Consider the following 12,945-nt stretch of genomic DNA (forward strand, 5'->3'; position numbering starts at 1 on the left):
ACCACCACTCGCGAGGGATTGCGGCAAGGAGATGTTTTGATCTAACATCGCTCCATGAGTCGTCGCCGATTCCCCTCCCTGATGTTGTTTGTCGTGGCGCTGTGGTTCTTCACGATATGGTCTGCCAGTCCTTCTCACGCAGCCACCTTTTCTGATTCCGATTGGTCCAGCCTGCGGGGAGCGACGGGAACGAATGGCCGGGTGCAGGCCTTGGCTAAGGATGCCGCCGGGAATATCTATCTCGGAGGCCAGTTTACCACGGCGGGCTCCATCACGGCTCAATCCATTGCCAAGTGGGATGGCTTCGCCTGGTCGGCGATGGGTTCCGGGATACCAGGTGGCAATGTGAAGGCCATCGTGGTCGTCGGGACCGATGTTTATGTCGGGGGCGACTTCACGGCTGTCGGAAGCATTCCCGCCAACCACATCGCGAAATGGAATGGCACGACCTGGTCAGCGGTCGGCACCGGCATGAATGGCCCCGTCAACGCATTGGCCGTGGACAGTGCAAACAACGTGTATGCCGGAGGAGCCTTCAACATGGTGAACGGCTCTCCGGCCAATGCAGTCGCACGCTGGGATGGCAGCACCTGGGCAGCACTGGGCAATGGTGTCGCCGGATCGGTGAACGCTTTGGCAGTTCACGGAAGCGAGGTCTTCGCCGGAGGAGCGTTCACGCAGGCGGGTAGTTCATCCGCCATGTATATCGCGAAATGGAACGGGATCTCGTGGTCTGCTGTCGGCAGCGGGATGGACAATTTCGTCCACGCCCTGGCCTCGGACGGGACCAATCTATATGCTGGCGGCCAGTTTTTGACCGCTGGCGGGGTAACCGCACGCCGCGTCGCCAGATGGAGCGGATCCGCATGGTCTGCCATGGGAGAAGGGATCAATAGCACGGTGCGCTCGATTGCCACCGGCGAGGGTAGGATAATGATTGGAGGCTCATTCAGCGCCACCGGTCCGCTTGCACTGAGCAACTACGCGGAATGGTTCGGCAGCTACTGGAGCGGTGCCGGGGCGGGAATCGGGAACATCAGCTCGGAAGTATCCGCCCTCCTCATCCATAACGGCGGGATGCTCGCAGGCGGCACCTTTGCCCAATGCGGCAACGTGACCGTGAACAATATCACCGGATGGGGCGGAGCCATCGGCGTGACCTCCGCCTTCGGTTGGCAGAGGCTTGGCAACGGCGCGAATGGCATCGTCCATGCCATCGCCATCTATGGAGGCACAGTCTATATCGCCGGTGAATTCACCGCCGTGGACGGCGTGAGGGCGAACCGCATCGCACGCTGGACCGGTTCCACTTGGGAGGCACTCGGGAGCGGTCTGAACGGCACGGCGAAGTGTCTCGCGGTCAATATCCCGGCGGGAGAGATTTATGTGGGCGGTGAATTCACCACTGCAGGCGGCATCACCGCCACCATGGTGGCGAAGTGGAGCGGCAACCCGGGATCGTGGTCGGCGATGGGTGGCGGCATTGTCGCCAATGGCTTCACGAATGCCTCGGTGAACGCCCTCGCTGTGGATGGCTTCCGCGTGTATGCGGCGGGGAATTTCTGGGGAGCCACGAATTTGTCCGGGGAATTCATCTCGCGGAACATCGCCGTGTGGACCGGCTTCCAGTGGCAGACCATGGGTGCTGGCTTCAATGTTCCGCTGCATACACTCGCGGTGAACGGGTCAGACGTGTATGTCGGCGGAGCTTTCTCACTCACCACCTCCGATCCCGGAAATCGCGTGGCGAAATGGAATGGCACGGCATGGTCGCCGGTGGGCGATGGCTTCAACAGCGAGGTCTTCACCTTGGCCTTCAGCGGTGGACTCCTCTACGCGGGCGGCAGCTTCACCATGTCCGGCATCACTCCTGTCAGCCGCGTCGCCGTCTGGGACGGGGTCTCCTGGCGCGCCCTCGGGCGAATGGGACCGACCGATCAAGTGCGATCGCTGGTCGTCCACAACGGAAATGTCTATGCCACCGGCTTCTTCCATACCGTCGGCGGCTTGAAAACCGGCCACATCACGAAGTGGAACGGTAGCTGGTGGACCACGCTTGCATCCGGTCTGAATAGCTTCGGCGGACGGGCGCTGGCGATCTCTTCAAGCGGCCATGACCTCTTTGTCGGAGGATATTTCACCACTGCGGGTGGCACCGTGATGCCTAATATCGCAAGGGCCTACTTCTTCAATGCCCCTACCCCCACCCCGCTCCAGGCGTGGCGCATGCAGCACTTCGGCAGCTATGCGAACAGCGGTGCCGGCGCGAACGATGCCGATGCGGACGGAGACGGCATTTCCAATCTGGTTGAGTGGGCATTCCTCACCGATCCGACGGTGCCTAACGCCTCGCCAATGCAGTTCACCCTCAGCCCGACGCAGGTCGGTATCTCCTATCCGCTTTCCGTTCATGCGGTGCAGATGAATGCGGTCGGCTTCGTGGACTTCAGTGACACCTTGCTGCCCAATAGTTGGCAATGGACGCAGGTCTCTGGCGGGTTCTCATCCCCCAACTCTAACGTGAACACGCTCGACATCACCCATCAGATCCCACGCGCCCAGGTGCCGAAGCGCTTCTACCGCTTGCGGGTGAATGCTCCTGCTGAATAGTGTTTACGCCTCTTTCGCTGCTCCCCGCGAGTGCCATCCGGGCAGAAGGAAAATCGAGAAGGCCATCGAAAGCAGGATGCCGATCACGGCCACCTGACCGAGGCTGGCCAGCGCATCGCTTGAGGAAAACATCAGCGAGCCGAAGCCGATGACATTCGAGGCACCGCAGAAAAGCAGCGCCTTGCCCGTGCCATTCCAGAGTTCCTTGAAGCACATGCCGGTCCGGCGCAGCGTGAGGGTCACATGGATGGCGTAGTCGATGCCCGTGCCGAGCAGCAGCGGCGTGGCCATGAGGTTCACGAAATTCCACTTCAACCCGAAGAGCGTCATCACCGCGAGCAGCACGAGCGTGCTGATGATCATGGTGAACAGCGCCAGCCCGACATCGCGCACGCGGCGGAAGATGATGAACATCATTCCTAACAGGATCACCCCCATCGGCAGCAGCATACGGGTCACGTCCTCTTTCACGAGACCTGCGATAGCAGGCTTGAAGAGGCTCCATCCGCTGAGCCAGATACCCTCGGCATTCAGCTCGCGCAGCCGCGGATAGCCCGGCGTGAGAGGATCGACAGACGGGTCCGGCAGCACCGAGCCGAGGACGAGTCCCCCACCCTCGTCATTCCGTTGAACGAAAAGGCGCATGATCTCACGCGCGGCGGGCGAGGCCGGGTAAAAGCCAGGCTCGGCTTTCTCCAGGAAAGCGAAGACCTGCCGTCCCAGCGCGGTGCCCGCTTCCGTGAAGCCTGTCTCATCCGCAGCGGCGAGCAGGCGCGGAGCATCCCGTGCGATGGCGAGCAGCGCATCCCGATTCGCCTTCTGCTTCTCCGGATCCGGCCACCATGCGGACGGCAGCGCTGCCTCCATGAGCACGCCTCCCTTTTCCGCTGCTGCCAGCCTCGACTCCGCCTCGGCAAGCCGCGAGAGCATCGTCGTATCGTCAGATGCCTGCACCACCAGACGGAGCAAGCGCGGGTCCTTGTCCGGGAATTTTTCCCGCATGCGCTCGAAGGCTTCCATCGCCGTGCTGTTGCGAGGGCGCATGATCTTCGAGTCGAATTCCACGCCCGGCATGCCCTTCCACGCGAGGATGGCGAAGGCAGCCATGCAGATGCCGACAGTGATCATCCATGATCGGCGGCGGCGCGGGATCCACTTCGCCTCGTCCTCGGCCGGTGCTCGGTCCACGCCGAACTTCGCCACCCACGGGAGGTAGAAGTGGATCATGAGAATGCCCGCGGCAAGCAGGCCCCAGCCGACGATCGAGCCGAGCTGCGCCATGCCGGGCAGGCCGCCGAGATTCAGCGCAGAGAAGACAATGGCCGTGGTGAGCGCACCGCAGAGGACCGGCCGACCGCTCGCGAGCAAGAGCTTCTTGCGATCGTGCCCAGCCACCTTTGCCTCCTGGCAAATCACCAAACCGTAGTCCGTCGCGAGGCCGATCAGGATCTCCGCCGAGGCCAGCGCCATGATGGACAGCTCGCCATAGATCCAGCCCGCGACACCGAGCGCCACGGCAAAGACGAGGCACAGCGTGAGCACCAGTCCATGCAGCAGCATCAGCCGCCGCTGCATCCACCAGAAGAGCAGCGCGATCAGCGTGAGCGTGAGGCCGATGGAGCCGCTCATGTCCTTCTCCATCGCCATGCCGATCTCCGAGGAAAACGCGGGTTCACCTGTTAGGGAAACGCGCGCGATCTGGGGTCGATCCTCGGGCTGCAGTGACGATGAAGAGGGATCAGGCTCATGGGTCGAGGTATCGAGGGACGCCTGCCAATTCCTGATCGAGCCGCGGACGGAATCGAGCCACGCACCGGCCTCGCGATAGCCGGGCACCTCCCCCGGAGCATCCAGGAAGATGAGATGCGCGGTGCCGTCGGCGCTGGTGAAATTCGCCCCACCTCCGCCGCCGGACGAGCCAAGCACGTCCGCCACCGCGGGATGACCGAGAAAGCCGAAGGGATCGTGCGCCTGCATCGCGAGGTCCTGCCCCGAGAGCGAGGTCGCGATTTCCTCCAAAGCGGCATCCAGGGTGGCCTGCGATTTTTCCTCGGAAAGCCGCTCCGCAAGCGCGCGGACATCGTCAGGGTCACCATTCAGCCACAGGTAGGCGAGCAATTCGGAGAGGCCTTGGGGATCGGCCACCCACTGCGGCTGCCAGCGCGCGCGCTTCACCACGCCGTCTTTTTCCAGATGCGCGGCCAGCGATTCGGCGAGCTTCGTCGGTGCGTGGTCTTCGTCTGTTGAATCCGTCTCAAGCAGGAGGATCGCCTCATCCTGCCGTGCGAATGCCTGATGCTGCGCCTTCAGCCCCTTCACCTCCGGCAGCTCGCCGGGAAGCATCGAGAGGATGTCCGTGTCGAATTTCAGCCGCGTGATTCCCAGCGCCGCCACGGCAATCGCCGCGACGAGCATAAGGTGAAGCCACCATTTCCGCATGGCGCGGAGGCTAGGAGGGAATGCGCGAGCGCCAAGACGCAAAACCGTCCACCTGCCGGTGGCTTGCGAGGCTTACTTCCAAACTGCTTCCTGACCGAAATCGACCCGGATATTCTCGGCGGACCTCCGGTTCCGGGAGACCCAGCGGGCAAGGACGCTCTCAAGGATGAAAAGAATTAAGCCTGCGACAGCGAGGAGCTTCCAGATTTCGCGGCCGAAGCCCTTGCCCTGGAGCACGCCGACCATGTCCGCCACGGACGAGGGCTGCAGGAGGTCGGCATGCTTCCGGACGAGCGCCAGATCGTCGGGCGTGCGTGATTCGAAACGGCTTTCGCCCGGATCACTGAGAACCGCGACGGGAAGCGTGGACTTCTCGGGAATGCCTAGCAGTCCCTGAAGTTCCTCATCCGGCGTGACCTGATAGATCCCCGGCACGGCAGAGCCACCGATGGCCAACTCCCGCCCGACTCGTGCGGGCCTCAGCATCGCCTGGCGGGGAGATCCCGTGGGATCGACCACGCGCATCGGCTCACCAGCTTCGCGGACCTTCTCCGGCCGGAATGCATGAGCCGGAATGATTTGGCGGGTGCCACCGGGAGGCGTCCAGTAGAGGCGGGCGTAGGCATCCCCGCCTTCTTCATAATACTTCGCAATGAATGGCACGGCCTTGCCTTTCTCCAAGGTCACCTTGCCAAGCTCCTTCCGACCCCAACCGGTCTCGTAGGATTTGTCGCCGATGCGGAGTTGCAGCACGTCGTCCACCTCGGCGGTGAGCTCGTATTCCCCCGTCTCCGCCGGGAGGAGCTGACCGCGCCACTCGATGGAGAAGCGGTCATTTGGCAGGCGTTTGTCCGGCTTCTGATCGCCCCAGCGGAAGTCGATGGAGGAATCCGTACGCACGAACTTTGGCTGCCCCTTCCACTCGCGGTTCGCCCAGTAGCTGGCAGTCAGCCCGCCTGACGAACCATGCATCGCCACGGACGGACTCCACGCAGCCTCCACATTCAGGTCCACTCCCCTGCCCGCCGACCATGCGACCAGCTCGTGGACCAGCGGGACGAAGCCACGCAGCGCCGGGAGATTGCCCGAGCGGGCATCGAAGGCGCAGGTGGCGAGCAAAGTACGACCATTGCCGTAGTTCTTCGCCGCCAGGAAAGGATCGCCATTCAGGAAGGCCGCGACGGGCACCCCTCCGATCGCCTCGCCGGTCTTCCGCCACTGTTTCACCTTGGCCGTCGCGAGGTCTGAATTCTTCTCATCCTTGAAGAGAGCCACCGCCTCATGAAGAAAGGTCGCCGGAGAAGGCGACACCCCATCGGCGTCCACCGCCACATCACCCAGCGGCATCGGCAGCAGCGGACCATCGCCCCCGGTCCATTGATTGTAGAAGGCAGCCTCGGCGCGTGGTCCCGCGATGATCATGAGGCCCGCGCCATCATTGACCGCGGCGGCGATCTTCGACGCAAGCCGCTCCGGCAAACGGGGGACGTCCGCGAGGACGATCACCGCACGCCCTTCGAGATCGCCGTCCTTCAATTCCGGAGCCGGAATCACCTCGGGATCCATCAGGTAGTCCTTGCCAGCGGTCTTGCCGCGGCGCAGGTCGGACGTGGGGGCGAGAGCCAGAGCCGAATACCCGGCAGCCCTTTCGAAGAACGAACCCGCGGGATTTCCATCCACCAGCAGCACCGGGAGATTCGCCCGCACGTTGACGACACGCTCCGCCTCATCATCCGCGGCGAGGTCGTCGCGGGCATCGATCCGCACCGTGATTGCCTGCGGTCCGGGTTGGGAAAAACGATGGCTGAATTCGACGCTCTCCCTCTGCCCCGCGACGAGCAGCCCCACCGGTTTCTCACCTGTCTTCGCTCCACCGATTTCCAGGCTCACCGCCCCGGGAGTGACGGCTTCCGTGCCGGTATTCTCCACCGTCACGCGCAGCGTCACCTCGCGATCCGTGCCCACCACGCTCCTGGAAAAATCGATGCCCGCGATGGAGACATTCCGCAGCGTCGGCGAGACGCCGTAGTCGCGCAGCAGGAGCTTCGGCTTCGAGGGCATGGCCTGCCAGGCCTCGCCGAGACCGTCCCACGCATTCGGATTGTCGAATCGCCAACCCGCACGCTGGGCATCGGTGAATACGATGATTTCCTTCGAGGCATTCGTCCCTTCTGCAAGTCCGAGCGTCGCAACGCCCAGCGCCTCATGCGCGCGGAACGTGCCGCCGATCAGCTTGAGCGAATCCAGCACGCCGAGCACATCGGCGCGATGCGTGAGAGGAGCCGCGGTCTTCGCCTCCGGCGCCGGGCCGCCGAGCACGACGAGGAATGCGGTGCCGCGTGGCGCGTCTTTCACGAGTTGCTTCGCCTCCTCCACCGCCTTGCTGAAGACGGTCCTGCCATCCAGTGACAGATCCATCGAGGACGAGGCATCGATGACCAGCGCGACGTCGCGACGCCCGCTCGCTTCGAAGCGCTTCAGATTCAGCGTGCGCTCCATGAAGACCAGGCCGACAGCCGCGAGCAGAAGTACGATGGAGGACATCCGGAGGATCCATTTCCCCTTTCCACCCAGGACAAACGATCCCCCGAACAAAGCGATCCCGACCAGTGCCGCGGGCAGCACGAACATCCACGGGACGCTGGAATCCGGCGGCACGAAGGGCCGGGCGATGGCCAATGCCACCAGACCTAACAGGAGGCAACGCGCGGCCATCAGCAGCAGGTCCTCCCACTCCATTTTCCGGCGGCGCATCGCCACCGTGTCGAAGAGGAAACGCATCGCCCCCCAGTCGATCGGCTTCGCGGCCTGCCGCCGCACGAGATGGATGACGATGGGAATCGCCACCGCGCCGAGGCCAGCCAGAAGCCATGGATTGAGGAAAAGCATCTACTTCCGCCCTCCCAGATAGCGCAGCAGCGTATCCTGCAGCGGGGTTTTCGTATTCACGGCCACGTAGTCGGCGCGGAGCTTGCCACATGCGGAGTCGATGCGCTTCACGAAGTCGCGGATCTTCTCGAGATAGGCCGCACGGACCGCCTGCGGGTCGATCCGCAGCATGGCATCGATACCCTCCAGATCGCGGAAGCGCTGGAAGCTCTTGAAGGGAAAGGTCAGCTCTTCCTCCGCCATCAAGTGGAAGATGACCAGCTCATGCTGGCGGAAGTCGAAGTGATGCAGCGCCTCGATGACTTTCACCGGATCGTCAAAGAGATCGCTGATCAGGATCACCAGCCCACGCCTGGGAATGCGTTCGGCCACGCCATGGAGCACACCGCCGACATCCGTATCGGCTCCCGCTTCGGTCGCATGCAGGTCTTCCAAGATACGACGCACCTGGCTCGGCCTGCTACCCGCGCGGATGAAGCTGCGGACCTCCTTGTCAAAGGTCACCAGCCCCGCGGCGTCGCCTTGCTTCACGAAGAGATACGACAGCGCGGCGGCGAGGTGCTTGGCATACTCCAGCTTGGAAAGCGGCACCTCCCCCATCTTCGCGGCGTGGTCGCCCGTGTATTTCATCGAGCCCGACACATCGATGGCGAGGGTTGCGCGGAGGTTCGTCTCCTCGATGTACTGGCGGATCACGTTGCGGTCGCTCTTCGCGATGACGCGCCAGTCGAGGTCCTTCGGATCATCCCCGGGGACGTATTCGCGGTGCTCGGCGAATTCCACCGAGAAGCCCTTGTCCGGCGAGCTGTGCCGGCCCGTCAGCGTGCCTTGCATGCGGCGCCGCGCATACCACTCCAGCCGCTTCATCACGCCCATTGTCTCCGCCGGGAGCAGGCGCATGCAGTCGGGGAGCTTGAGGGAATCCATGGGGGAAGTTGAGAGTGAGGGGTTGAGAGTTGAGAGTCAGAAGTCAGAGAGTGGGCATCGGTTGATAAGGAGTGCCGGGTTTGATTGCCTTTCACTCTCGACCCTCAACCCCACACTCTCAACTCCTCTTCAAACCACCAGTTCCTCGCGCGGGGCGAGGGTCTTCACGAGGCGCTTGATCACATCGTCGCTCGTCACCCCGGCAGCTTCCGCATTGAAGGTGGTGAGCACGCGATGACGCAGCACCGGCGTGGCGATGGCCGCGACGTCCGACGTGGTGGCGTGGAAGCGACCCCGTAGCACCGCGTGCGCCTTCGCCGCGGAAATCAGGCTGATGCCGGCGCGCGGACCCGCGCCCCAGCCGACCATCTCCTTCACGAAATCCGGTGCCGATGCATCCTTCGGCCGGGTCGCCCGCGCGAGCTTCGCAGCGAAGTCGATCACATGGTCGCCCACCGGCACCCGCTTCACCACCTGCTGGAGATGGATGATTTCCTCCGCACTCATCAGCGGCGTGATCTCCGTGTCGCCCGGGCTCGTCACCCGGCGGATGATCTCGCGCTCCTCCTCTTCGCTTGGATAGTCGACAAGGATGTTGAAAAGGAAGCGATCAAGCTGCGCCTCCGGCAGCGGATAGGTGCCCTCCTGCTCGATGGGATTCTGCGTCGCGAGGACGAAGAACGGCTTCGGCAGGTTCAGCGTGTGCTCGCCCACGGTCACGTGATGCTCCTGCATCGCCTCCAGCAGGGCCGCCTGGGTCTTCGGCGGCGTGCGGTTGATCTCGTCCGCCAGCAAGAGGTTCGTGAAAATGGGTCCGTGGACAAAACGGAAGCCACGGCGGCCGGTCTCGGGATCGATTTCCAGCACATCCGTCCCCGTGATGTCCGCCGGCATGAGGTCCGGGGTGAATTGGATGCGCTTGAAGCCCAGGTCCAGCGCACGCGACAGCGTCGCGACGAGCAGCGTCTTTGCCAAGCCGGGCACCCCCACGAGCAACGCATGACCGCGGCAGAAAATCGCCATCAACGCCTGCTCCACCACCTGCTCCTGACCGACGATGACCCGGCCAAGCTCGGTCTTCATCTGCCGGTAGGTCGCATGGAGCTTCTCCACCGCCGCCTTGTCGTCGTTGCTCATGATCCCGGCGACTACGCACCGGAGCGTATCCAAATTGCAGGCGAAAAACTGGGAACCGTCATTTTCCTCAAAGTGGCACATCAAGCGGTCGCGCTGGTCAAAGGGCGGCGTCCCCACTTACCCTCCGTCCGTGGCATTCCTGCGGTTTCTCGGCAGCTTGGTGACGGGGTTTCTCCGGTATCTCGGAGAAGTCGGGATTCTTGTGAGCGGGATCGCGGGCTCCTTCCTGAAAGGAAAGATCCGCTGGAAGCTCGTGATGCAGCAGATCGCCGAGATCGGCTATCGTTCGCAGCCGGTCGTGATGCTCACCGGGGCCTTCACCGGGGCCGTGCTGGCGGCGCAGTCGCTTTTCCAATTCTCCGCGCTGAACATGGAAACCGGGGCCGGGGCGCTGGTCAGCGTGGCCATGCTGCGCGAGCTCGGCCCTTCCGTCACCGCGCTCATGCTTGCCGGTCGGGTGGGAGCGGCGATGGCCGCGGAAATCGGCACCATGCAGGTGACGGAGCAGGTGGACGCGCTGCGCTCGATGGGCGTGCATCCGGTGGACTATCTCGTCACCCCGCGGGTCATCGCCATGGTCATCGCCATCCCCCTGCTGATCGGGGAATCGGCGGCGCTAGGCATCGGAGCATCGGTGCTGGTCGGCACCGGCCCCTTCAATGTGAACCCCGCCTACTGGATGGACCAGATGGGCAAGCACACGGACCTGACCGACGTCTCCATCGCCCTGATCAAGGGCCTCGTCTTCGGCCTGCTCATCGTGGCCATCTCCTGCCACCAGGGACTGCGTGCGAGCGGTGGCGCGGTGGGTGTCGGACGCTCGACCACCCGCGCGATGGTTTACTCCGCCCTCGCCATCCTCGTCTTCAATTTCTTCCTCACGCTGCTGCTCAACATGATCTTCCCCGCCGGCCTCAGCCGCATCTGAGGGCTCCTAGCGGGGAAGTAAAATCCGGCCATCCGGACCGCCTTCGCGACTTGGCATCCCGCAATCCCTAGCCAGAATCCCGGCGTGAGCCCAGAACGCTTCCTCTCCCCCGACACGACCTCGCTGAAGATCTGTGGTGTCACGCTTGCCGATGACGCCATGCGATTGACCGCGCTCGGCGTGGAGGCCCTCGGTGCGAATTTTTGGCCGCACTCGAAACGCTACCTCGCCCCGGAGCGGGCAGCATTCCTCAGGGAACTGGAAGGGCGCATCCTGCGCGTCGGCGTCTTTGTAAATGCCGACCTCAAGCTCCCCGCCCGCCTCTTCCGCGAGGGCTACCTCGATCTCATCCAGCTCCATGGCGACGAGACGCCGGACGACGTCGTGCGCTTGAAGGAAGCAGGCATCCCCGTGATCAAGGCCCTCGGCGTTCGCGCGCTGGCGGACCTTGAGCGCGCCAGCGACTTCCAGGCCGATGGAATCCTGCTCGATGCCCACGCTCCCGGCGTCTATGGCGGCACCGGCGAGACGATCGACTGGACCTTGGCCCGGCGTTTCGTAGAGGAAAATCCCGCCTTGCCGGTCATCCTCGCGGGTGGGATCACGCCCGACAATGCCGCCGCCGCGGTCTCCGCCGTGCGCCCTGCCGCCCTCGACATCGCCTCCGGAGCCGAGGAAAGCCCCGGTGTGAAGGATTTCGGCAAGGTCGCAGCGTTGCTGGCCGCTTGCGGACAGTGAGTTCATACCGCAAACCGCTTGCATCTGCGGCCCTCCTGCGTGAAGGATTCCGGCGACGATGCGCGGATCACCCCTGATGCGAACCTTGGCCGTTCTGGTCGCCCTGTTGCTTGCCGGCATCGCGCTGGCCCGGCTGACCGCTCCGGCACCCGTGCAAGCGACCGCCCCATCGCCGGAAGAAACACCTGCTGCGACCGAGGCTTTGCCCTCTGCCGCATTCGAGCTGCTCCTTTCCGGGACGGCCAAGCGGGTCTCGCTGGCCGCTGGCGGTGACACCGCGGACTTTGAAAACACGGCCGGTCCATTGACAGGCAAGCTCGGGCTCGGCTCGGACAAGCCGACGATCTTCCTCGAGGTCGAGTGGGCCGATGCAGCCGCCGGCCATCGCTTTGCAAAGCTGCGGCTGGAAGTGCCGGGCGAGGAAACCCGCGAGCACGTTTTCAGCGCGGCCGCCGATATCGACGACATCTGGGAACCATGAGCCACGAGCACCACGACTGCTGCGCGCATCACACCCATCACCACGAGCTGGTGATCGATTCGGTGCGCGTCCACTACCGGGACACCGTGGCGCTGGACAATGTCTCCTTTGCCACTTCCTGCGGCAATCGCGTCGCACTGGTCGGGCCGAATGGTGCGGGCAAGAGCACGCTGCTCAAAGCCATCGCCGGGCTGGTCCCGCGAACCGGCGGGAGCATCCTCTGGCGAGGCAGCGCGGTGGGCCGCTGGTCGCGCGAATTCGCCTACCTGCCCCAGCGCGAGGAAGTGGACTGGTCCTTTCCCATCACCGTCCGCGGCTTGGTGGAAATGGGCCGCTATCCTCAGACGGGCATGTGGCGTCGCTTCCGTGCGGAAGACGACGCGGCGGTGGATGCCGCCTTGGCAGCACTTGATCTGCTCGACTTGCAAAAGCGCCAGATCCGCGAGCTCTCCGGCGGGCAACAGCAGCGGGCTTTCCTCGCCCGGGCGCTCGCCCAGGAGGCTCACGTGCTCTTGCTCGACGAGCCATTCACGGGGCTGGATCGCAATGCGTCGCGCCAGCTCGGCGACCTGCTGGCAAAGCTCTCGCACGAGGGGCGATTGGTCATCGCGTCGCACCACGACCTCGCCACCGCTCCGAAGCTCTTCGACGAGGCCCTGCTCTTGAAAACGAGGCCACTGGCATTCGGTGCCGCCGCGGAGGCATTATCGGAGGAAAACATCGATCTCGCCTTTGGCCACATCAGCGATGAGGAGGACCGCGCGGCTCCACAGCCCGTGGCCTCGGCTCTCTAACC

Annotated in this window: 9 protein-coding genes; 5 read left to right on the forward strand and 4 right to left on the reverse strand. The window is 63.9% G+C overall.

Annotated features, from left to right (window positions below; all coding sequences use genetic code 11):
* Positions 1–54: 54 nt before the first annotated feature.
* Entirely contained in the window at positions 55–2,610 is a 2,556-nt protein-coding gene (locus OKA04_RS02470) for an autotransporter outer membrane beta-barrel domain-containing protein (RefSeq protein ID WP_264499534.1), read from the forward strand.
* Between the two features lie 3 nt (positions 2,611–2,613).
* Here the strand turns inward: OKA04_RS02470 and OKA04_RS02475 are convergent, their stop codons facing one another.
* The 4 genes from OKA04_RS02475 to OKA04_RS02490 all read right to left on the reverse strand — a co-directional run bounded on the left by OKA04_RS02475 (position 2,614) and on the right by OKA04_RS02490 (position 10,002).
* Complete coding sequence (locus OKA04_RS02475; RefSeq protein ID WP_264499535.1) at positions 2,614–5,049, reverse strand: MMPL family transporter; 2,436 nt, start codon at positions 5,047–5,049, stop codon at positions 2,614–2,616.
* Between the two features lie 72 nt (positions 5,050–5,121).
* Complete coding sequence (locus OKA04_RS02480; protein ID WP_264499536.1) at positions 5,122–7,938, reverse strand: PA14 domain-containing protein; 2,817 nt, start codon at positions 7,936–7,938, stop codon at positions 5,122–5,124.
* Positions 7,939–8,865, reverse strand: coding sequence for a DUF58 domain-containing protein (locus OKA04_RS02485; protein WP_264499537.1), 927 nt, complete (start codon positions 8,863–8,865; stop codon positions 7,939–7,941). It lies immediately after the preceding gene.
* Positions 8,866–8,994: 129 nt separating this feature from the next.
* Positions 8,995–10,002, reverse strand: coding sequence for an AAA family ATPase (locus OKA04_RS02490; RefSeq protein WP_264499538.1), 1,008 nt, complete (start codon positions 10,000–10,002; stop codon positions 8,995–8,997).
* 130 nt (positions 10,003–10,132) lie between these two features.
* On the opposite strand from OKA04_RS02490, the gene OKA04_RS02495 reads away from it, so the two are divergent.
* The 4 genes from OKA04_RS02495 (at position 10,133) to OKA04_RS02510 (ending at position 12,943) form a co-directional block, all read left to right on the forward strand.
* Positions 10,133–10,930 (forward strand): MlaE family ABC transporter permease, encoded by a 798-nt coding sequence (locus tag OKA04_RS02495; RefSeq protein ID WP_264499539.1) that lies wholly within the window; start codon positions 10,133–10,135, stop codon positions 10,928–10,930.
* An 84-nt stretch (positions 10,931–11,014) separates the two neighbouring features.
* A complete protein-coding gene (locus tag OKA04_RS02500) occupies positions 11,015–11,668 on the forward strand; it encodes a phosphoribosylanthranilate isomerase (protein WP_264499540.1) in 654 nt (217 codons plus the stop codon).
* Positions 11,669–11,744: 76 nt separating this feature from the next.
* Complete coding sequence (locus tag OKA04_RS02505; protein ID WP_264499541.1) at positions 11,745–12,149, forward strand: hypothetical protein; 405 nt, start codon at positions 11,745–11,747, stop codon at positions 12,147–12,149.
* Positions 12,146–12,943: a metal ABC transporter ATP-binding protein gene (locus tag OKA04_RS02510; RefSeq protein ID WP_264499542.1), complete on the forward strand. Its 798-nt coding sequence runs from the start codon at positions 12,146–12,148 to the stop codon at positions 12,941–12,943. Before OKA04_RS02505 ends, OKA04_RS02510 begins: the two co-directional genes overlap by 4 nt.
* Positions 12,944–12,945 lie beyond the last annotated feature (2 nt).

The organism is Luteolibacter flavescens, from assembly GCF_025950085.1.
Lineage (GTDB): Bacteria > Verrucomicrobiota > Verrucomicrobiia > Verrucomicrobiales > Akkermansiaceae > Haloferula > Haloferula flavescens.

Coding starts and splice junctions, on each gene's coding strand:
- OKA04_RS02480 (WP_264499536.1), bottom strand. CDS start 7,938: ATGCTTTTCCTCAATCCATGGCTTCTGGCTGGCCTCGGCGCGGTGGCG.
- OKA04_RS02475 (WP_264499535.1), bottom strand. CDS start 5,049: ATGCGGAAATGGTGGCTTCACCTTATGCTCGTCGCGGCGATTGCCGTG.
- OKA04_RS02510 (WP_264499542.1), top strand. CDS start 12,146: ATGAGCCACGAGCACCACGACTGCTGCGCGCATCACACCCATCACCAC.
- OKA04_RS02485 (WP_264499537.1), bottom strand. CDS start 8,865: ATGGATTCCCTCAAGCTCCCCGACTGCATGCGCCTGCTCCCGGCGGAG.
- OKA04_RS02470 (WP_264499534.1), top strand. CDS start 55: ATGAGTCGTCGCCGATTCCCCTCCCTGATGTTGTTTGTCGTGGCGCTG.
- OKA04_RS02505 (WP_264499541.1), top strand. CDS start 11,745: ATGCGAACCTTGGCCGTTCTGGTCGCCCTGTTGCTTGCCGGCATCGCG.
- OKA04_RS02490 (WP_264499538.1), bottom strand. CDS start 10,002: ATGAGCAACGACGACAAGGCGGCGGTGGAGAAGCTCCATGCGACCTAC.